Origin of the sequence: Bacteroides sp. AF34-31BH, from assembly GCF_003602795.1 — a bacterium.
Lineage (GTDB): Bacteria > Bacteroidota > Bacteroidia > Bacteroidales > Bacteroidaceae > Bacteroides > Bacteroides uniformis.
Window position 1 is genome coordinate 221,461 of record NZ_QTLV01000001.1, and the last position, 22,115, is coordinate 243,575.

Here is a 22,115-nt window from a genome sequence, read left to right on the forward strand (position 1 = left end):
AAATGGAAGAAAAGAAATATTTGGACCTATTGGCCAAAAGGGACATACAGCCCACTGCCATCCGCATCCTGGTATTGCGCACCATGATGCAGGCAGGCCGTTCCGTCTCATTGCTCGACCTTGAAACCATGCTGGATACGGTGGACAAATCCACCATCTTCCGTACCCTTACCCTATTCCTCTCCCATCATCTGATACACAGTATAGATGACGGGACGGGTTCCTTCAAGTATGCCGTGTGCAGCGACAGTTGCTCTTGCGACGTAAGCGACCTGCACACCCATTTCCATTGCGAGAAATGCAACAAAACCTTCTGCTTCACCAACATTCCCACTCCGGTGGTGAAGCTGCCTCAAGGATTTACACTGAACAGCATCAACTATGTACTGAAAGGCATTTGTCCGGACTGTGCAGCAGAAGCCAACCGGGAGGCTTAGTTAAAAAATAAAAATCCATGCAGTCATTCATGTTCTTCTCTATCCTTAAGAAATAACATTGAGACAAACACATGGATACAAAAGCTCTTGTCACTTTATGCCAGAAGGGAAACGGGCAGGCCTTGAGCCTGCTCTACGAAAACTATTCAGAGAAAATGCTGAAAGTATGCCTACGCTATATTCCCGACCCAACGATAGCCCAAGATCTTCTTCACGACGGTTTTGTCATCATATTCACTTCCATTCATTCGCTGCGCAACCCGGAGAAACTGGAATACTGGATGAAAAAGATTATGAGAAACCTGGCACTGCAATACCTCAACCATGCCAATGCCAACCCCACCATCCCATTGACAGATATTCCGGAAGAGGAAGAGCCTGCTGAAAATCCTTTTTGTCCGGATTTCATTTCGTACGATAAGATGCTGGATATAGTGGAGAGCCTTCCGGAGGGCTACTGCAAGGTATTTAAACTGGCAGTACTGGAAGGATTGTCCCACAAAGAAATTGGAGATTTACTGGGTATAGCGCCACACTCCTCTTCCTCCCAATTGTTCCGGGCGAAAATTTTACTTAAAAAGATGCTGGCAGGATACCGTGTATTCATTGTTTTGACAGTATTGCTTCTCTTTCCAACGCTGTATGACTATCTGTACAGAGAGAAAAAGAGTATCAGGGAAAACCGTTTGTCCAAAGTTTCTTCCAGGCAAGCCGGGAGTACGCAACAAACAAAGAAAACCGATACTCCCCGAACCGACGAACAATGCCATACCAAAGAAAATCTGAACAAAAGGGAACGAATCATCCCTCCCGTTCCAGTTTCCACAGAATGGCCCCTTGCCATACCCACAATGAAAGATAGTATCCACAAATATCCCATACCTTCTCCATTCACCGGACAGACCATCACCAACCGACAGATGGCTTTCGTCTTCTCCCCTTCCCTGATGCCGCCAACCCGCAAGAAGAAATCCGGAAAATGGAAGTTGATGCTGGCAGGTTCACTCGGACCGCAACTGGCACAGAACTTATATAAGCTGATTGCCACTCCACATACCGACGGCATTTCAAGTGACTTCCCTCAACAAGTCAGCACGTGGGAAGAGTATTATTCTTATCTGCACACCCGCTATCAGCAGGGTACTCTGGGAAAAGATTCCATCGGACTCATGCAGATTGCCCAGAATAACAGCGGCAGGATTGTTGAGAACCAGCAACATCATGCCCCCATCGTCGTGGGACTCTCTCTCAGCAAGAAATTGAATGAGCGTTGGAGTCTGGAAACCGGATTGCAATATACGCTTCTCAGGTCGGAGTTCACTACCGGCGAAGCATTCCGCATTCAAGACAACCAGAAGTTGCATTATATCGGCATTCCTCTCCGGCTTTCCTACCGTTTCTGGCATTACAAACGTTTCTCCAGTTATGCCACGGCAGGCATGCAGGTGGATATCCCCATAAAAGGGACACTCCAAAGCTTCCATGTCACGGACAGTATTCCACACAAGCTCGACAGCCAGCCGGTAAGTGCTCCCTGGCAGTGGTCGGTCAACACAAGTATAGGCATACAATATCGCCTCACACCCCAGGCAGGCATCTATCTGGAGCCGACTATAAACTATTACATCCCCGACGGCAGCCAACTGCGCACCATCCGAAAGGAACATCCGTTCACATTCACCCTCCCGGTAGGTCTCCGCATTTCCTGGTAAAAAAACGATGCGCCACGCAGTCTTTTACCCGACTGATTATCTATTTATATGGATAATCAAACTCAAGAAGGAACAAAGAACATGCAGAAACGACATACCGACCGGGAAAGCTACTTTGGTGAACAGTCACAGACCAGCAAGAACTATTATATCCCCTACATAAAGGAAGTCATCGGACACATCCCCGATAAAGTGCTGGAAGTGGGCTGTGGAGAGGGAGGCAATCTGCTTCCTTTTGCCAAAGCCGGTTGCCGGGTGATGGGCGTAGACATTGATGCCATGCGAATAGAGCAAGCCAGGGCCTTCTTCGCCCAAAGGCATCAGCAGGGACAGTTCATTGCCACCGACATTTTCCAGCTTGAGGACAAGGCTACGAATTTTCCCCTGATTCTTCTACACGATGTGATAGAGCATATCAGAGACAAAGAACGGTTCCTCTCCGGCCTACAAAAACATTTGTCTGCCGACGGAGCTGTATTTGTAGGGTTTCCCGCCTGGCAAATGCCATTCGGAGGCCACCAGCAGATAGCACACAGCCACATTGTTTCACATTTCCCTTTTCTCCACCTCCTTCCCCGCACTTTATACAGATGGATATTAAGACTATGCGGTGAGCAGGAACGCGTAATCACGGAGCTACTGGATATAAAGAGCACCGGATGCACCATCGAACTGTTCAATCGCATCGCCCGGCAAGCCAACTATCAAATCATTGACCGGAGACTGTACCTTATAAACCCACATTATAAAATCAAATTCGGCTTGTCCCCACGAAGGCTCAACGGAGTTATTGCTGCTATCCCGTACATAAGAAACTTCTTTTGTACAAGTTGCTTTTACATATTAAAGAAAGGGACTAAAACTGTTAATCACTACTGATTTCCCAGCTTTAGAATTGATTCCGAACCATCAATTTAAGATTATATATTCAGAAGAAACCATTAAATTTCTGAATAGCCCTGATGAAAGAGGGTGTGTAGAAACCCTCATAAACTAAAAAATCACCCTCGCTGCAGATGGTTGTAGCGAAGGTGATTTCAATAAAAGAGGAACTTGCACTTCCTCCCTTTTAATGTTTTTACATCGTTACTTGGTTCATTACAGCCTCGTCAGGTGTCGTTCCTATTTCATCGGCAAATAATATGTGGGTGATAGACCCTCTCGGGGTCGGAGTTTCGATTTTAATTCTTTGACCTTGGTACATCTCCGGAATATCAACCAGCTTACATCTATGGGCTTCGTTATTGCCAAAACTGACATAATAGTCTTTCCCTATTACCAGCTTTACAGGTTTACGTTGAGAGAAATGAGTCGGACAAACAGAGCTATCCACTTTTATATCTATCACAAAACCAAGAGCGGATGTTACCTTAGATAGTATATCAATGCTCACATTATAAGCCCCTTTCTCTATCTTGGCTATATTAACACGATTAACACCACAAAGATTAGCCAATTCCTCTTGGGTCATATTTCTCTTCTTGCGAAGAATGGCTAACCGACTACCAATCCGTTCACGTTCTTTCAAAATCTTCTCTGTACATTTTCCTTCGTGAATTTTCATAAATCTGTTGCAGAATTTAAAGTGTTGCCCCCACTTCTAATAGTTATTGATTTTTGAACAGACAAAAGTAGATATTAATTTTGAATTGTAGCACATTTACTACAACTATTTTCTAAATGAATATAAAAGGTAGGGGGAGTAGAAGAAAAGAAAAAGCCCCTGAATTACTGGAATTCAAGGACTTACAAACTTCTTTTTACTATTTCCGTGGAGCTGGAGGGAATCGAACCCTCGTCCAAACGAGGAAATCATAAGCTTTCTACATGCTTATCTTTGCCTAAATTTTCGTGCAGCGGCAGAACCAAAGCCATCAACCGTTGCCTTATCCTCTAAATTTTCACCCGCGCCACGAGGCTGACACGAACTATCCCCGATTTGACTGCACCACTTTATCGGAATGCTTCGGAGCAACAGCTTCCGAGTGATGTCACGTCCCAGCACCTGGTGCCGGGATTAAGCTTCAATCTACTATACTTCGATTAAGCAGCGAGAGCGTAACGAGTTTCGCCAGATAAAATTTTGAGGACTGAGATTAAAGTGCAAATCAACGACGCACTGCATGCTTACTTACCATTTCTGCCCGCTGTCAAATCCAGTCAACCCCATGACTTTGTAACGGTCTGAAATTTAAAAGATTGCGTAACTCATTGCTAAGTAGGGAGGGTGAAAAAGGGATAAATGCTACTTTATTTTTCATCCTCTACCGCTTTCTTTGGCACAAAGATACATATTCTTTTATTAGCAATCACCATATATTTACAAATATTAGCTAATACTGACTTTTCGTGATAAAAACAATAATCTTCCATACATAGAATATGTGCACCCCATTGTCATCAATGTTCAAACAGCTACCAAAGCCAGTATCCGTTGACGGAATTACCCCCTGCAAGAGGGAATATCTATCTTCTGTAATGGATATTTGCACAAAAGAGATGGGAAGTTAACGGAAAAAGTCTCTGAAGTTAACTGAAAAACCGGAAAGAATTAAGGAAGCAATCTATCCCAAACTTTGGTTTTTCCATACCCAACCTTGGGATGTCTAAACCAAGGTTGGGTTTAGACATCCCAAGGTTGAAAAGAAAGTTCTTCCGTACAAGCAACAATTCCGCCAACAGATTCCTATTATATAAATACACCCTCGTTTAACAGATGTAGCCGTAATACTTGTATACACCGCGATTGCATCTACTTTTCAGGTTATTATAGTGTTCTCTCTTTCTTTTTAAAAGTGAATGATATGTTTCGTCTAATAATGATTTGAATTCCCCGGTAGCGTCTTGGAGGATATTTTTAGTAAGAGGAAGACCCTTCGGACAATAAAAGCCGATACTTCGGACTATTTTATCCCTTTATTTCACACATTAGCCGTATTTTTGTCAACAAAAGAAACAATAATAACCAAGAGATTTTTAGAACATATCATGAAGAACCTTATTGCCCTAACCCTGCTGCTTGGAGGAAGCACACTGCTCTGCGCACAAAAGCCTGCCAAAACACCGGCAACCTACAAGCCGGTGAAAAGTGAAATGTACCGCAAAGGTTGGATAGACTTCAACAAAAACGGAGTGAAAGACGTGTACGAAGACCCCTCCGCCCCGCTCGAAGCACGCATCGAAAACCTGCTGCAACAGATGACGCTGGACGAAAAGACCTGCCAAATGGTCACCCTCTACGGCTACAAACGCGTACTGAAAGACGACCTCCCCACCCCCGAATGGAAAGAGCTGCTCTGGAAAGACGGTATCGGCGCCATCGACGAACACCTGAACGGCTTCCAGCAATGGGGGCTGCCTCCCTCGGACAATGCCTACGTCTGGCCCGCCTCGCGCCACGCCTGGGCACTGAACGAGGTGCAACGGTTCTTTGTGGAAGATACCCGTCTCGGTATCCCCGTAGACTTTACCAACGAAGGCATACGCGGCGTGGAAAGCTACCGCGCCACCAACTTCCCCACCCAACTGGGACTGGGACATACCTGGAACCGTGAACTGATTCGCCAAGTAGGGCTCATCACCGGACGCGAAGCCCGCATGCTGGGCTACACCAACATCTACGCCCCCATCCTCGACGTAGGACGCGACCAGCGCTGGGGACGCTACGAAGAAGTTTACGGCGAATCTCCCTACCTCGTAGCCGAACTGGGCATCGAAATGGTGCGCGGCTTGCAGCACAACCACCAAGTGGCCGCCACCGGCAAGCACTTTGCCGCTTACAGTAACAACAAAGGCGCCCGCGAAGGCATGGCACGCGTGGACCCGCAAATGTCGCCGCGCGAAGTGGAAAACATACACATCTACCCCTTCAAACGCGTCATCCGGGAAGCTGGCATGCTGGGCGTAATGAGTTCGTACAACGATTACGACGGCATCCCCGTGCAGGGCAGCTACTACTGGCTCACCACCCGCCTGCGTGGCGAAATGGGATTCCGTGGCTACGTCGTATCCGACAGTGACGCCGTAGAATACCTCTACACCAAGCACGGCACCGCCAAAGACATGAAAGAAGCCGTCCGCCAAAGCGTGGAAGCCGGACTGAACGTACGCTGCACCTTCCGCTCGCCCGACTCCTTCGTCCTTCCCCTCCGCGAACTGGTGAAGGAAGGCGGACTGAGCGAAGAAGTCATCAACGACCGCGTGCGCGACATCCTTCGGGTAAAGTTCCTCATCGGTCTGTTCGATGCCCCCTATCAGACAGACCTTGCCGATGCCGACCGTGAAGTGGAAAAAGAAGAGAACGAAGCCATTGCCTTGCAGGCATCCCGCGAGTCCATCGTTCTGCTGAAGAATGCCGGTGAACTATTGCCCTTAGACATCAACTCCACCAAGAAGATTGCCGTCTGTGGTCCCAATGCCAATGAAGAAGGCTACGCGCTGACCCATTACGGCCCACTTGCCGTAGAAGTGACCACTGTGCTGGAAGGCATTCAAGAAAAGACAAAAGGCAAGGCAGAGGTGCTCTACACCAAAGGCTGCGACCTGGTGGACGCCCACTGGCCCGAAAGTGAAATCATAGACTATCCGCTGACCGACGACGAACAAGCCGAGATAGACAAAGCCGTAGAAAATGCCCGTCAAGCTGATGTTGCCGTCGTAGTATTGGGCGGCGGACAACGCACCTGCGGCGAAAACAAATCGCGCACCAGCCTCGACCTGCCCGGTCGGCAGTTGCAACTGCTTCAAGCCATACAAGCCACGGGCAAGCCCGTCGTACTGATACTCATCAACGGACGCCCGCTCTCCATCAACTGGGCAGACAAGTTCGTCCCCGCTATCCTCGAAGCCTGGTATCCCGGCTCCAAAGGCGGAACAGCCCTGGCCGACATCCTCTTCGGCGACTACAACCCCGGTGGAAAGCTGACGGTGACCTTCCCCAAGACCGTAGGGCAAATCCCCTTCAACTTCCCCTGCAAACCTTCTTCACAGATAGACGGCGGTAAGAATCCGGGACCTACGGGCAACATGTCACGCATCAACGGAGCACTCTACCCCTTCGGTTACGGCTTGAGCTACACCACCTTCGAGTACTCCGACCTCGACATCACCCCCCGAGTCATCACCCCGAACGAGTCTGCCACCGTCCGCCTGAAGGTGACCAACACCGGCAAACGTGCCGGAGATGAAGTAGTGCAGCTCTATATCCGCGACGTACTGAGCAGCATCACCACCTACGAAAAGAATCTTGCAGGCTTCCAGCGCATCCACCTCGAACCGGGCGAAGCCCAGGAGCTGTCCTTCACCATCGACCGCAAGCACCTGGAGCTTCTGGACGCTGACATGAAATGGGTGGTGGAACCCGGCGACTTCGTGCTCATGGCCGGCGCCTCTTCCGAAGACATCCGCCTGAACGGAACGCTGACCGTAGAAGACTACCAGACCCGTGCCAAAGCCATTGAAGCCCAAAAACCAGCAAAGCGTGTGAGTGCCAGCACCAACCCAGAGGATGCCGAAAACGTGCTCGACGAAAAAATCAATACCGCATGGCAAGGAAATAAGGGAGATTATATTACCTTTGCCTTGAAGAACGGAGCCAAGGTAGATAAAGTTGCCATTGCCTTTACACGTGACAACAACCTGCCGGCAACCTTCGAAATCCAGCTCTCGGGCGGTGGCGGACAGTTCCTCACCGTATATTCGGGCACCGTCAGCGAATACGGCAAACTGATTTCCTATCCGTTCAAAGGCACTACCGCCAGCGACCTCCGCATCGTGCTGAACGATGACCGCGTCAGTATTGCCGAAGTTAAATTTTAATGTGCTAATGTGCCAATATGCTAATGTACCAATGACCATGCAGCATATACAGCGCAGCCAATTAGCACATTAGCATATTGGCACATTAACACATTAAATTAATGAAAACACTTCTTTTCTGTATGCTCGGATTAGGTTTGACAGCATGTGGCTCTTCTCCAAAGGGCACTAACGGTGACCAGGACGAACTCGCCATGCTAATAGGTACTTACACGAATGGCTCAAGCAAGGGTATCTATACCTTCCGCTTTAATCAGGAGACGGGAACAGCCGTTCCGCTCAGTTCAGCGGCATTGCCCAATCCCTCCTACCTCGTCCCCTCGGAAGATGGCGAATTTGTCTATGCCGTCAGTGAAATGAACGACAGCACAGCAGCCCTCAGCTCCCTTGCCTTCGACCGGGAAACGGGAGAACTGCGCCTGCTGAACACCGTTCCCACCTTCGGCGCCGACCCCTGCTACGTGGCCACCAATGGCCGGGAAGTGTTGACTGCCAACTACAGCGGTGGAACCATGTCCGTCTTTCCTTTACAGAAAGACGGCACTTTGGCTCCTGCAGACACGCTCTTTCAAGGCTCTGCCACCGGTCCCGACGCCATACGGCAAGCCACTCCCCACATCCATTGCACGGTCTTTTCACCGGACGGAAAATACATCTTTGCCACCGACTTCAGTGCCGACCGCATCCTGCGCTTTGTGATGCACCCCGACAACCCTATTCCTCATGCTTCTCTGGAAGCCGTTGACATTGAAGCGGATTCCGGCCCGCGCCATCTGACATTCAGCCCTAACGGGAAGTTTGCCTATCTCATCACCGAACTGTCCGGTAAGGTCATTGCCTTCAGTTACGACGACGGCTGCCTGGAACAGATACAGACTATCACAGCCGACACCGTAGCCGCCCGTGGAAGTGCAGACATCCACCTCAGTCCGGATGGGAAATACCTCTACGCCAGCAACCGTCTGAAAGAAGACGGCATCGCCATCTTTGCCGTGAATCCCGAAAATGGGACCTTGGCAAAGGTAGGTTATCAGCCCACCGGCATCCATCCCCGCAACTTCAACATCACGCCCAACGGTAAATACTTGCTTGCCGCCTGCCGCGACAGCAATGTCATTCAGGTATACAAACGAAACGAAGTTACCGGACTCTTGGAAGATACTCATCAGGACATTGTAGTCGACATGCCGGTTTGCGTACAGTTCGTCAGCTCTGTTAATAATTTATAAAGCAATATTTAGCAAAGATAACTTCATTAACTTTGTCCCTTAGCTAAATCAGTCTAAACGAATGTACATTATGAAGAAGAATATATTGATGCTCTCAGCTCTGTTCTTGTCTACCACTGCCCTGGCGCAAACAGACGTAACCACCGGTGTGATGCGTGGCAAAGACTACGGAGTGACCTATATGTTACCCAAAACAGAAATAGAAATCGTATTGCAAGCCACCAAGCATACCTACACTCCCGGAGAATTTTGCAGATATGCCGACCGCTATCTGCGTCTCAACAACGTGTCTGCCGAACCCGAGGAGTTCTGGACACTGGATAAGATAGAAACCCGCATAGCCGGTGTACCGGATAAGGACAACGTCTATTTCGTGAAGATGAAAGACAAGACCGTAGCACCCCTTATGGAGCTTACCGAAGACGGAATTGTCCGCTCCATCAACATTCCGTTCAGCGGTAAGCCTGCTGCCAAGACGCCCGAAGCCAAAGCCACCGAAAGCAGCATTGACCCACGCAGTTTTCTGACGGAAGAAATACTGATGTCCAACTCCAGTGCCAAGATGGCCGAGCTGGTGGCCAAGGAAATATACAGCATCCGCGAAAGCAAGAATGCCCTCCTGCGCGGCGAAGCAGACAATATGCCCAAGGACGGCGCCCAACTCAAGCTGATGCTTGACAATCTGAACCAGCAGGAAACGGCTATGACGGAAATGTTCTCGGGCAAAATAAAGAAAGAACCCAAGACATTCACCATCCGGCTGACGCCTAAAGAGATGAAAGATGAGGTGGCTTTCCGTTTTTCCCGAAAGCTGGGAGTGGTGGCCAATAATGACCTTGCCGGTGAACCGTATTATATCAGCGTCACCGACCTCAAAAGTCCCGATGTATCTGCCACCGAGGAAGGCAAAAAGAAAGTGGACGGTGTAGCCTATAACCTTCCGGGCAAGGCACAAGTGACATTGATGTATAACAATAAGAAATTGTTTGACGACCAACTTCCCATTACCCAATTCGGCACCGTAGAATACCTCGCACCGGTACTGTTCAACAAGAATTCTACCATCAAAGTGCTGTTTGATACGGCAACGGGAGGATTGATAAAAGTGGATAGGGAATAAAGGAATTCTAATTCCGGATTGTCAACTGGATAAATCCATCCTTACGCAACTGCATTACGTAGGCGGTGACCCGGGGAATATAATTCTCTTCCTCCCCAAAGTGCCTGGCAAGTAGAGAGATGATTTCGCGCACGGTACGATGTCCATCTATCAGATTCCAGACAGCTGTACCGTGTTCTTCCAGCCTCACATGGATGTCAGGAGACATCCCCTTCGGCAATAAAAAACGACGCATCCATTCGTATTTAAACCGTGGGTAGGCGAGTACGGCGCACTCACCTTCCCATTCGGTTGTTATATGTCCACAGCGGACCGGAACAGCGTCCAACAGACTTACTTTTCCTTCGGGTATTTCCATCATACGGTATCCGCTTTTCCTATTATTTCTGAATATTAGGCTCTTCCAGCTTATAACCATACTTCTTGTCTGCCTTCTTCAGCAGTAGAGCCACTATAAGGGACAAGCAGGCAATACCGGTAAAAATGCACATAGGCACCGTATAGTCATACATATTCGTTCCATCTGGTTTCTTGCCGGATATACAATAGGCATCAAGCACCCACCCTATCAATGTAGGAATACCCCAAAGACCGATATTCTGGATAAAGAAAATCAATGCGTATGCCGTACCCAACTGGCTTACCGGGAATATCTTGGCCACAGCCGGCCACATGGCAGAAGGTACCAGCGAGAAAGCGATACCCAAAATTATCATCAGCACAATAGCTACCAGCCAATAGTTTATATCGGGAATAGCATAAATGAAATGCACACATATCAGCATGGCCGAGCCCAGCAGCATGATAGATGCGGACTTGCCCCGCTTGTCAATGAAACCACCAAAGACCGGAGTCAGAATCAGCGCTCCCAATGCCGGAAGTCCGGCAAATGTACCGGCCACATTCTCATTGATACCGTATTTGATAATCATCAACTCGGAAGCAAACTTCTGGAATGGGAATACACAAGAGTAGAACAATACACACAGCAATGCTATCAGCCAGAAACCGGGATTGACCAGAATATTCTTCACATCCTTAAAAGAGAACTTCTCTTCCTCATCTTCCGTACCGGCAGCAATGGCAGCAGCTTCCATCTGTTTGTCCAGCTTCTTGTCCATCACTGCAAAGATGAAGAAAGCAATCATACCGCCCAACAACAGAACCAAACCCAACAACACCGGTGTGGAAATACCGAAAGCACGGGCCAAAGGAATGGCTACGGCATAACCGGCTTGCGAACCGATACGTGCTAAAGCGACTTGTACCCCCATAGCCGTGGCAAGCTCTTTCCCCTTAAACCACTTGGCTATGATTTTGGAAACTGTAATACCGGCGACCTCCGCTCCTACTCCAAAAATGGAATAACCGGCAAAAGCAACAAACACACCCGTTTTATAGCCAAATATTTCATTGATTCCGAATAAAGTCGCGTCGGCACCGGCAAGTCCCGTCATTGCATAGTATTCAAGTGCTGTACCACCTACCATCAGGATAGTTGCCAGCTTTCCGGTGAAACGGATACCAAAGCGGTCGAGGATTAATCCTCCCCAAATCAACATCAAGAAAAAAACATTCAGAAAACTATAACCACCGGTAAAGAATCCGAAATCGGTACTCGACCAAGCCAAGTCCGTTTCCAACATTGTCTTCAACGGTGCTACCACGTCGTTTACATAATAAGCTGCCATCATCGTAAAGGCAACAATCACCAATGCCCCCCAACGGGTAGCCTTGGAATCATTCAATTTAAGTTTGAGTTGTTCTGTCATTGTACTATTTGGATTTCAATTTATTAATCAGATTGCATAAATTGCTGACAAAGGTAAATAAATACTTCATCAAAACGAAAAAAGGCTGACACCTTTTCAGTATCAACCTTTCTCTTATTTTTCCAAGCGGGAGTCATCCGCAATATCCTTATCTTATTCTGCTGCAGGGGCTTCTGCTGCAGGAGCAGGAGCTTCAGCCGGAGTTGTAGCTGCAGGGGCCTCCGATTGCGGAGCTTCTGTACCTACGGGCATGTTATAAGGATTAGTTTTTTCTTCTTGTTGCGCCTGTTCCAGAATCACATCACCGCCCTTGCCTGTGGAAGAAGGAATAGTGTAAGCAGAAACAATACTGAAGACTACCATGACAGCTGCCAGAGTCCAGGTTGCTTTTTCCAAAAAGTCCGTAGTCTTGCGCACACCCATAATTTGGTTGGATGATGAAAAGCCTGATGCCAGACCACCTCCTTTAGAATTTTGAATCAATACAATGAAGCACATCAGCACAGATGCAATCAGCATTAAGATAACTAATAATAAATACATTTTGTTATTTTGATTTAGCGTTAATAATCAATTTCTCCAAAAATCTGATTTGGTCTGCAAAGTAAGCATTTTTTTTTGGATAATTCAAACTTAATTTTTTAATAATTTCAAGCGCCTTGTCATATCGGTGCTGTTTTATATAGATTTTGGCTAAAGTTTCCGTAAAACAGCTATCGTCCAACTCTTCCGTTACCGGCGATACTGAGGGTTCTTCCTCTTCTTCAGTCTCTTCCTCCTTCTCTACAAGAAACTCCCTTCTCGTATCCGAGGCATCCGAAGACTCACTCTTTTGGATAAAGTCATCTATCAATTCATGCCCGCGCAGTTTAGGCACTTCCGACTCATCTTCTGCATCCACACCGGGTTCTTCCTGCATTAAATAGGCCGTATAATCCACCGCATAATCCAGCTCCGTATGCTGTGAATGCTCTTCGGGAACAGTAGCCAGAAATGCGTCAATCAAGGAAAGGGTACGGTCCACACTCGGCTCTTTCTCCAAATCGCCGGAAAACAGCGACGAGACCTTCCGGGATTTCAAAGTATAGCGGTCACCCTCTATAAAGTAAAACAGCACACGACGGTCTGCCACATACAACACAGCCTTGCGCAACTCCGCGCCAAAGTTGATGTCGTGCAGCAGATAGAGGTTTTTCAGATAGAGCAAACGGAGCGACTGGAAATAAGGATAGCGTGCCACCAATGTGCGAAGCTCGTACAAAGTATCCCTATTCAGCGTCTCGGGATGCTGAATCCATTGTTGCAAATGGGTAGGCGTCATGAGTTTACCAGTTAGCTACAGTTGCATTGAAAATCTGTTCGGCAATGTCTTTCACCATCAAGGTTATCAGCTGGTCCTGCACTTCGGTCAGCAATTTTGAGGAATCATAGGTCTGGAAAGCCGAGAACTGCTGTTCAAAGTCCTCCTCATGGTTCGTGTTATTGGTGTAGCGCACGTTGACAGTCAGCGTCACCTTCACCTTCGAAGAGTAGCCGCTGGCATCCACCGATTCATTATATTGATTGTAGCCGGTTATTTCTCCGTCTATTTCCAGGTCTCCTCCGGAATTCACCAGTTGCAGGCGAGTCTGCTGAATGAACATATCCTTCATTTTCTGGTTAAATTCTGTTGCCAGCGGTGCATATACATACTCTGCCCGGTTCTGGAAATCGGCAATGGAAATCGTTTTTACCTTTGTATAGTCGATAGAGCTTATCGGAGCAAGTCCCAACTTCATACTACATGAATTCACCAGAAATAACAAGCTTACCAACAAGGAAGCAAATGCCGCTTTTTTAATCCAATCCATATTCTTTTATCTTTCTGTATAACGTACGCTCAGAGATATTCAAATCCTGAGCCGCACTCTTACGCTTGCCGTGATGTTTTTCAAGCGCCTTACGTATCATTTCTTTCTCCACTTCATCCAGGGAGAGTGACTCCTCCACATATTCTTCCGTATCCTGGAAATCATCGTCCACCGGAGTAACCGGCTTTACCGAAGGATGTATAATGGTGGGGACACTGGATGTTACCGGAGGTACCACCGCCGGAGTAGCCGGCGTATAGTAGGCCGATGTGGCAACCGCCGGATTGGCTACCGTTCCCCTTTCAGCCATAATCTCATGCACCAACTTTTTCAAGTCCGTTACATCCTGGCGCATATCAAACAGAACCTGGTAGAGAATTTCCCGTTCACTCCCAAAGCTCTTGTCCTCCTTCACTCCAAACAAGGCAGGCAGGCGCTGCATATTGTTCTGCTCAGGCAGATAGCCCTTCAGTATGGATGCATTGATTTCACGATTGGTCTCAATGATGGATATCTGCTCGGTGATATTCTTCAACTGGCGCACATTACCCGGCCATGAGTAGCCCAGCAACACTTGCTTGCCGTCTTCCGTCAGCTGAATGGCAGGCATACGGTACTTTTCTGCAAAGTCCGAAGCAAACTTTCGGAACAGCAGCACCACGTCTTCACCGCGTTCGCGCAATGGAGGGACCTGAATAGGAACTGTGTTCAAACGGTAATACAAGTCTTCACGAAAACGTCCGTCAGCAATGGCTTGTGTCAAGTTTACATTGGTAGCGGCAACAATACGCACATCGGTCTTTTCCACCTTAGAAGAACCTACTTTGATGAATTCACCGCTCTCGAGCACACGCAACAAGCGTGCCTGGGTAGGCAAAGGCAATTCGCCGACTTCATCAAGGAAGATTGTTCCGCCGTTGGCCTCACCGAAATACCCCTTCCGTTCGCCGATAGCCCCGGTAAATGCGCCCTTCTCATGACCGAACAGTTCCGAGTCAATCGTCCCTTCGGGAATGGCTCCACAGTTCACGGCAATGTACTGTCCATGCTTGCGCCGGCTGTACTGGTGTATTATCTGCGGAAAGCTCTCCTTTCCCACACCACTCTCTCCGGTAATCAGTACAGACAAGTCGGTGGGCGCTACCTGGATAGCGATATCAATGGCACGCATCAGCGCTTCATTGTTGCCGATAATGCCGAAACGTAATTTTACTTGTTGTATTTCCGCTTTTGTCATTCTACAAATCTTCTTCTACACTATCGAGTTTCAGTTTGTCGCTATCGTCACGTTTCTCGTAATATTGCTTGCGCAGCGGATTTGCATGTGCCTCTTTCTCACGCTGGCGGTTACGGAACACATCTATTGCCACATAGATAGCCTGCCGGAATGAATCTTCAGAGGCGATTCCTTTCCCGGCAATATCGTAGGCCGTGCCATGAGCAGGCGAAGTGCGTATCACCGGCAAGCCGGCAGTATAGTTCACGCCCTCGTCCATAGCCAATGCCTTGAACGGTGCCAGCCCCTGGTCGTGATACATGGCCAGGATACCATCAAAATGGGTAAAGTTATCTGAGCCCATAAACCCGTCTGCCGGATAAGGACCATAGCAAAGCATACCCTTAGCAGCCATTTCGTTGATGGCCGGAATGATAATCTCCTGCTCTTCAGTTCCCAGCAATCCGCCGTCTCCTGCATGCGGATTCAGCGAAAGCACTGCAATACGCGGTGCGCTGATAGCAAAATCCTGCTTCAAGGAGCGGTTGAATATCTTCAGTTTTTCTTGTATCAGTTCTTTGGTGATGCTTCCGGCTATCTCTTTAACGGGAATATGTCCGGTCACCAATGCTACCCGGAAGTCATCTTTCATCAGAATCATAAGGGCCTTCTCGCCATCTCCCAATTTTTGCTCTATATACTCCGTATGTCCGGGGAAGGCAAACTCCTCCGACTGGATGGTATGCTTGTTGATGGGAGCTGTGACAATCACGTCTATCATTCCCTCCTTATATTCCTCAATGGCTTTTTCCAGTGCACCAAGTGCAGCTTTACCAGCTTCAACGTCAGGTTTAGAGAACTCAACCTTTACTTCATCATCCGTACAGTTCACTACACTCAAGCGATTGGGAACCGCTTCGGAGGCGGAGTTGACGATACTGAAGTTGGTAGGCAAGTCCAATGATTTACGATGATAAGCTGCCACTTTAGGCGAACCGTAGATAATCGGCGTGCACAATTCCAGCATCACCGGGTCTGCAAACGTCTTTAAAATCACTTCATACCCTACACCATTAATGTCGCCTTGTGTAATGCCGACTCTTATTTTGTTGTCTTCCATTTTTATTACTTATTATTAGTAGTATCTTTTGAGGTTACGCCTACCGGAATTTCCGTACCTTCCTGCTTGCTGCCGGGCAGTTTCAAGGTATAGAGCGAAGCCTCCATCTGACGTACCAGATTACGTTTCATTTTATCAGGTGAATAAATAAATATTTCAGATACGATAATACGCTGATTGGCCTTGTCCAAACGTACATGCGATACGAACGGACCGCCCATGAAGTCACCCTTTATGCGCCACAAGCCGCGGGCCTCCAGTGCATAGTCTCCCTGCACACTGATGGGGCGTACATCGGTCATCAGAGAATCCGTCGACATATACATGCCTTCACGGGCACCAGGGATATTAACCTTCATCACGGAATCGCGTTTATGAACAAAATATTCTTTAGTAAACGTATCCTTATCCGTATAAGGATAAGAGTAGATTACAAAGTTCTGGTCGCCGGTAGCTGCATTCGTACCTGCCCAGAAGAAGTTCTCACCCTCCTTGGTAGATGTCAGTTCGCCCGGCACCCATACATCGCAATCGAACTGGCTTTTCACCTTCGTTGCTATATAGTCGCTATGCTTGTCCTTCAATACTGAAATCTGACGATTCATTTCCGCATGGGTAAAGAAATCGATGATTACCTGCCTATTCTCCTCCACAAATTTCTCGAACGAAGCCTCGTCCGGTGCCTGAATAGTGAGAATAGACTGAGGAGCAGCATATACATTCCTTGCATACTTGAATTTAGGCTGGGTATAGAGGTCCTTGTTCACATCGACAATAATGATATTGCGAATCAGTTTTAAAGTGGCATCATAATTGGAAGGGGCAGTATACATGATTCGGAATGAACGTTCTGACTGGGGAAGCCCCGGAACATCAGAATCAAGCACATCGAAAAGCGCCCTACCAGCAGGACGTTCCCACAAGCCGGGCTCCACCACTACCAGAACTTCATACGCACGACCACTGGAGGTCGGAGTAAACACACCCTTGTTACCACCACCGCAAGCGGAAAAAAGTGTCAGTACGAGAACCATACTTAAATAAAACAAGTGCTTTCTCATATCTCTATCATTTTAGTTTTTCACAAAGCTACGAAGAATGCGTAATATCCTCCCTACCTAAGTTAATAATTTATATTAATTCTTCTTTATTCTCCTCCTGCTTGGCAGTGGACAACATGCCACAAGCGGCAAATATATCCTCTCCACGCGATGACCGTATAGTGGTAAACAGACCGTGCGAAGTCAGATAATCACGGAACGCAGTCATGGTTTCCATATCAGCCCCTTCAAGATTCACTCCAGGTATGGCATGAAAACGAATCAGGTTAATCCGGCAGTCCAGCCCGCGTAGCAGCTTCAGAAGTTCCTTTGCATACGGTAACGAGTCATTCACTCCTTTGAAAACAATATATTCAAAAGATAGTCTGCGCTGTTTGCTAAAATCATAGTTTCTTAACAATTCCACAATCTCCGTGATGGAGAACGCCTTCTCTGCCGGCATCAGTTCGCGGCGTTGCAAAGGTATCGGCGAATGAAGGCTGATAGCCAGATGGCAGTCCGATTCCTCAATAAAACGCTGCAAGCCCTTCTTCAATCCCACAGAAGAAAGTGTAACACGCTTGGGACTCCACGCATACCCATAAGAGGCGGTCATTATTTCCAGCGCTTTCAATACCTCGTCCAGATTATCAAGTGGTTCACCCATGCCCATCATTACCACATTGGTAAGCTTGTCCCTTTCGGGCAACGAATTGATTTGATTAATAATCTGGTTGGATGTCAGATTGGCAGTAAAACCTTGTTTGCCGGTCATACAGAACTTGCAATTCATCTTACAGCCCACCTGAGAGGAGACACAAAGCGTAGCCCGGTCTTCGTCGGGTATATAGACAGCTTCCACGAAATGCCCCTCGCCTGCCCGGTACAAGTATTTCACCGTACCGTCTACAGAGCGCATGGCATCTACCGGCGCTTCGGCACCTACCTCATAGATTTCTTTCAGCAATTCCCGATGCTTCAACGAAAGATTGCTCATTTCGTCTATAGAAGTCACCTTCTTGTCATACAGCCAGGAAGCTATCTGCTTGGCAGAGAAACCGGGCATTCCCAGATTCTTCACCACATTCTGCAATTCAGAGAGCGTCAAGCCCAATAGAGGTCGTTTCTGCATATCGTTTTTCATTAAAAACAAAACTCTTTCAAGAATGCAAAGGTAGGAATAAAGTTGCACAAAGACAACGGAGAGTATAGAAAATGAAATGTACAGAGAATGAAAAAGCCGCCCGGGAGTACCGGACGGCTTTTCAATATGTTTTTTTATTCTTAGAAGAATAAATAACGTTGGTCTTTTACGTTGGCTTTCAGATACAAGTCACTGATGAACTGGCTTGCCATGCGTGCGTGCATGTTAGCCAAGTTAGCCTCTTCAGTTTCCTTGTTGAATGTTTCGTTCAGTTTCTCTTTTGCATAAGGTTGCAGAACGAATACACCACCATTACCCTTGATAGGAGCACTCAGCTTGTTCACTTCGGCAATAGAAGCGTATGCGCCTACCAGAGGTTCGCTGCTACGCAATGCCGGGATATAGGCAGGAGCAGAGAAAGTAACGTGCTTTACAGAATCACTAACAGCATTTGCCATATTCTTGTACTGCTCGAACGAAGTTGCATTGGCAGCCTTCATATCAGCCATAATCTTCTCTGCTTTCTTATCACGGAGAATTTCAGCTCTCAACTGGTCCTTTACCAAAGCCAGTGGGCGATAACCTTCAGGAACAATACTTGCAACACCTACTACCAGCATACGGTCGCTCTCGCCACATTCGTACAAACCGGAAACTTCACCGGCCTTTGCCTCAAACGCCCATTTCAAAGCATCTTTGGTACCTCTGATACCACCGATACCATGTTCAGAGCTGTACAAGTCGGCTCTATCCAACAACTTATAACCGGCATCTTCCGCATTGGCAATCATTTTCTCTAAAGTATTGTTTGCAGCGATAAACTGGCTGAATTCATTGTATGCCTTGCTGTAAGTTTCCTTACTGAATTCTACCGGACGCTTGATAACGGCTACCTTATATTTATCCTTGACAGCCTTCTTGTTGGTTACCTGCAAAATGACATTTGCTTGTCCCAACGCCAGATTGGTCAGTTCGTTCTGTCCCAAAGTAGTGACAGCAGTAATATATTTCAAGTTGTCACCGTCAATCTGTGCGCCTTCGTAGTTAGCTGAAGAGATCCAGGTAGGCTCACCGGTCTGACCGTACTTCTTCGCAATTTCAGCAAAGCTGGCACCACCCTTAATAGCATTGTAGATGCTGTCGGCTAAAGTCTTCGTCTTTTCAGCATCTTCGGCAACTACCTGAATCTGACGGAACTCGATAGAGTCCGGCATAGCAGCAGTAGCCAATTTCTTGAAAGAGTTAAGAGTATTGTCCGATACGTTATAATAAGGTCCGAATACACCACCCACCGCAACAGAGTCCAAACGGGCTGTCACATCAGCAGGCAGAGACTTAGTAGTGTAGAACAAGTCTGTATAAGGAGCTTCGGAACCGGTAGAACGGATAAAGGTAGTATAGTCAGAAGGATTGGCAGTAAGTTGTTCAGTGTATTCTTCCATTTCCTTCTGGAGAGCAGCTCTGTCTTCTGCACTTGCAGTAACTTGCACATCAATGAACTTGATATTGCGAGTTTCCACATATTGCTTGAACTGTTCTTTCTTCTTGTCGTATGCAGCCTTCAAATCAGAATCCTTGATAACGATGGTAGAGTCAACGATAGAAGAATAGGGAACTGCAGCAAGCAGCAGGTCTGACTGCTCTACTCTTGCATCAAAAGCGTCCTGAGCTTCTACCGGGTTGGAGAAAAGGGATTTTGTAATCAAAGCTTGATACTTCTCCTGAAGACGTGCCTGGATAAGGGACTTTTCGAGGAAAGACCAGAACTTGTACATGGATTCATAGTATTCTGCATATTGTGAAGGCATCTGTGCCTTATTCATTTTTGAATAGTCCACCAAGAACTTCTTCAACATATCCTTATCAAACGCACCGGTCTGAGGATTACGGAACGGAGTCTGTTGCAGCATCGGATGCACACCGGCATTAATGATAGCCTGAATCTCAGCCTTCGATACAACCAGACCGAGTTTCTTTGCTTCCTTTTCAATCAGCTTATTATTGACGTATGTTCTCCATACTTCATCTTTGATTTGGTTTGTCTGCTCATCGCTCAATGCACTGTTGCCACTGGAGAACTTGATGACTTCTGTATATTCTTCTACCAATGCTTGAAAATCCTGAGCGGAAATTGATTCCCCGTTCACTTCACCTACGTCTTGTGACTGGTGTGGCTGAAGCACTTTCCACGCGTCACCTGCGATGAAAGCAAACAGCGCCAAACCAATAACAATCACCAATAAAGGTCCTTTAGACCGAATGTTTTGTAATGTTGCCATTTTAGTTAATATGATTTATTTGTTTATTATTATTTTCCTAACATGTTCATTTTAGCGCACGAAGATACAAAAAATGCTAATACGCATCCATTTATTCTTTAAAAAATTACGCCTAAATGAAATTATTCAATGACTTTCAGTCTTACCAACTCAATTTTAGTGGCTGTTACCTTGATTATTTTAAACTGATAATTATCCACTTCAATCACTTCATGCAGTTTCGGGAAACTTTGATAACGGTTCAAAATCAGACCGCCCACTGTCAGATAATCATCCGATTCCGGCAGGTCGAGCCCGAAAGTCTCATTTACCTTTTCTATTTCCAGACGGGCCGAAAGCACATATTCACGTTCACCCAACTGCTTACACACATAGGATGTGTTATCATGCTCATCCTCAATATCGCCAAAAATTTCTTCCACCAAATCCTCTAAAGAGACGATACCCGCCGTACCACCGAATTCGTCCACCACTACAGCAATCGTTTTTTTCTGTTGCATGAACAGTTTCATCAGTTTGTGGGCCGACATCGTTTCGGGTACAATAGGCACTTCCTTCACGTTATTCCTCCAGTCCACCGGATTCCTGAACATCTCCGACGAGTGAATATATCCCACCACATTATCTATATTTCCATCATATACTATGATTTTGGAAATACCCGACTCCACAAAAAGACATTTCAATTCTTCCAATGTAGTGGTCAGATCTACAGCTACCACCTCTGTACGCGGTACAATACAGTCGCGTATCTTTATATTCGAAAAGTCAAGCGCATTTTGGAATATCTTTACCTCTGCATCCAGTTCTTCTTCACTTTCCGCATTCTCTATGCTCGACTGGATGAAGTAATCCAAATCCACTTTGCCAAAAGCCTTGGCCGACGCCTCCTTGTTTACTTTCATCCCAAATATCCGAAGGAACAGATACGACAATCCCGATGCAAACTTTGAAACAGGAAACAGAATGACATAACATATGAATAAAGGAATGGCACATACCCTCAGCATCAGATTGGGATTGATTTTAAACAAAGTCTTCGGCAAGAACTCACCGGTTACCAAAATAATAAGAGTGGAAATTACAGTCTGCACCAACACCATTACAAAATGATTGGAAATAATTCCGGCAAGAAGATTCACCTCTATGATTTGTGCCATCAAGATACCATAAATGACAAGCGCGATGTTATTACCCACCAGCATGGTCGAGATGAAGTTATTCGGGTTGCGAAGGAAATAGGAAATGATACCGGAAGTGACGCCTGACTTCCTTTCCATCTCAAAGCGCAGTTTATCTACGGAAACAAAGGCAATCTCCATTCCTGAAAAGAAAGCAGAGAAAGCCATGGTTATCAATAAAAAAATAACGGTATCCAT

General features: G+C 46.9%; 18 protein-coding genes and 1 other RNA gene. 6 read left to right on the top strand and 13 right to left on the bottom strand.

The window, feature by feature from the left end:
* The first annotated feature begins 2 nt into the window (after positions 1-2).
* From DWZ67_RS00970 to DWZ67_RS00980, 3 genes are all read left to right on the top strand, one after another.
* Positions 3-437: a Fur family transcriptional regulator gene (locus DWZ67_RS00970; protein WP_057089575.1), complete on the top strand. Its 435-nt coding sequence runs from the start codon at positions 3-5 to the stop codon at positions 435-437.
* A gap of 71 nt (positions 438-508) precedes the next feature.
* Complete coding sequence (locus DWZ67_RS00975) at positions 509-2,149, top strand: sigma-70 family RNA polymerase sigma factor (RefSeq protein WP_117962732.1); 1,641 nt, start codon at positions 509-511, stop codon at positions 2,147-2,149.
* Positions 2,150-2,230: 81 nt separating this feature from the next.
* Positions 2,231-3,028: a class I SAM-dependent methyltransferase gene (locus tag DWZ67_RS00980; protein ID WP_120137975.1), complete on the top strand. Its 798-nt coding sequence runs from the start codon at positions 2,231-2,233 to the stop codon at positions 3,026-3,028.
* A 199-nt stretch (positions 3,029-3,227) separates the two neighbouring features.
* Here the strand turns inward: DWZ67_RS00980 and DWZ67_RS00985 are convergent, their stop codons facing one another.
* Together DWZ67_RS00985 and ssrA are read right to left on the bottom strand one after the other, a co-directional pair.
* Positions 3,228-3,713, bottom strand: coding sequence for a helix-turn-helix domain-containing protein (locus tag DWZ67_RS00985; protein ID WP_016272883.1), 486 nt, complete (start codon positions 3,711-3,713; stop codon positions 3,228-3,230).
* A 205-nt stretch (positions 3,714-3,918) separates the two neighbouring features.
* Positions 3,919-4,317, bottom strand: a transfer-messenger RNA (tmRNA) gene (gene ssrA, locus DWZ67_RS00990).
* Between the two features lie 820 nt (positions 4,318-5,137).
* Here ssrA and DWZ67_RS00995 point away from each other — a divergent pair.
* The 3 genes from DWZ67_RS00995 (at position 5,138) to DWZ67_RS01005 (ending at position 10,315) form a co-directional block, all read left to right on the top strand.
* Positions 5,138-7,966, top strand: coding sequence for a beta-glucosidase (locus DWZ67_RS00995; RefSeq protein WP_120137976.1), 2,829 nt, complete (start codon positions 5,138-5,140; stop codon positions 7,964-7,966).
* Positions 7,967-8,067: 101 nt separating this feature from the next.
* Positions 8,068-9,195 carry a lactonase family protein gene (locus DWZ67_RS01000; RefSeq protein ID WP_120137977.1) on the top strand — a complete coding sequence of 376 codons (1,128 nt, stop codon included), beginning with the start codon at positions 8,068-8,070 and terminating at the stop codon, positions 9,193-9,195.
* Between the two features lie 70 nt (positions 9,196-9,265).
* Entirely contained in the window at positions 9,266-10,315 is a 1,050-nt protein-coding gene (locus DWZ67_RS01005; protein WP_034529662.1) for a DUF4831 family protein, read from the top strand.
* A 7-nt stretch (positions 10,316-10,322) separates the two neighbouring features.
* On the opposite strand, the gene DWZ67_RS01010 is transcribed toward DWZ67_RS01005, so the two are convergent.
* The 11 genes from DWZ67_RS01010 to DWZ67_RS01060 all read right to left on the bottom strand — a co-directional run bounded on the left by DWZ67_RS01010 (position 10,323) and on the right by DWZ67_RS01060 (position 22,115).
* Positions 10,323-10,676 (bottom strand): PqqD family protein, encoded by a 354-nt coding sequence (locus DWZ67_RS01010; protein ID WP_005831929.1) that lies wholly within the window; start codon positions 10,674-10,676, stop codon positions 10,323-10,325.
* Between the two features lie 19 nt (positions 10,677-10,695).
* Positions 10,696-12,087, bottom strand: coding sequence for an MFS transporter (locus tag DWZ67_RS01015; RefSeq protein WP_005832845.1), 1,392 nt, complete (start codon positions 12,085-12,087; stop codon positions 10,696-10,698).
* A gap of 153 nt (positions 12,088-12,240) precedes the next feature.
* A complete protein-coding gene (gene secG / locus DWZ67_RS01020; RefSeq protein WP_009038088.1) occupies positions 12,241-12,630 on the bottom strand; it encodes a preprotein translocase subunit SecG in 390 nt (129 codons plus the stop codon).
* Positions 12,631-12,634: 4 nt separating this feature from the next.
* Positions 12,635-13,408: a hypothetical protein gene (locus tag DWZ67_RS01025; RefSeq protein ID WP_005831938.1), complete on the bottom strand. Its 774-nt coding sequence runs from the start codon at positions 13,406-13,408 to the stop codon at positions 12,635-12,637.
* 4 nt (positions 13,409-13,412) lie between these two features.
* A complete protein-coding gene (locus DWZ67_RS01030) occupies positions 13,413-13,937 on the bottom strand; it encodes an LptE family protein (RefSeq protein ID WP_005831940.1) in 525 nt (174 codons plus the stop codon).
* Positions 13,924-15,174, bottom strand: coding sequence for a sigma-54 interaction domain-containing protein (locus DWZ67_RS01035; protein WP_005831941.1), 1,251 nt, complete (start codon positions 15,172-15,174; stop codon positions 13,924-13,926). Before DWZ67_RS01035 ends, DWZ67_RS01030 begins: the two co-directional genes overlap by 14 nt.
* A 1-nt stretch (position 15,175) precedes the next feature.
* Positions 15,176-16,273: a 4-hydroxythreonine-4-phosphate dehydrogenase PdxA gene (gene pdxA, locus DWZ67_RS01040; RefSeq protein ID WP_005831943.1), complete on the bottom strand. Its 1,098-nt coding sequence runs from the start codon at positions 16,271-16,273 to the stop codon at positions 15,176-15,178.
* 5 nt (positions 16,274-16,278) lie between these two features.
* A complete protein-coding gene (locus DWZ67_RS01045) occupies positions 16,279-17,334 on the bottom strand; it encodes a DUF4837 family protein (RefSeq protein WP_120137978.1) in 1,056 nt (351 codons plus the stop codon).
* Between the two features lie 70 nt (positions 17,335-17,404).
* Positions 17,405-18,445 carry a 23S rRNA (adenine(2503)-C(2))-methyltransferase RlmN gene (gene rlmN / locus DWZ67_RS01050; RefSeq protein ID WP_022401941.1) on the bottom strand — a complete coding sequence of 347 codons (1,041 nt, stop codon included), beginning with the start codon at positions 18,443-18,445 and terminating at the stop codon, positions 17,405-17,407.
* 152 nt (positions 18,446-18,597) lie between these two features.
* Positions 18,598-20,736: a SurA N-terminal domain-containing protein gene (locus DWZ67_RS01055; protein WP_016272890.1), complete on the bottom strand. Its 2,139-nt coding sequence runs from the start codon at positions 20,734-20,736 to the stop codon at positions 18,598-18,600.
* Positions 20,737-20,858: 122 nt separating this feature from the next.
* On the bottom strand, positions 20,859-22,115 hold the full coding sequence (locus DWZ67_RS01060; RefSeq protein WP_005831951.1) for a hemolysin family protein: 1,257 nt from the start codon (positions 22,113-22,115) through the stop codon (positions 20,859-20,861).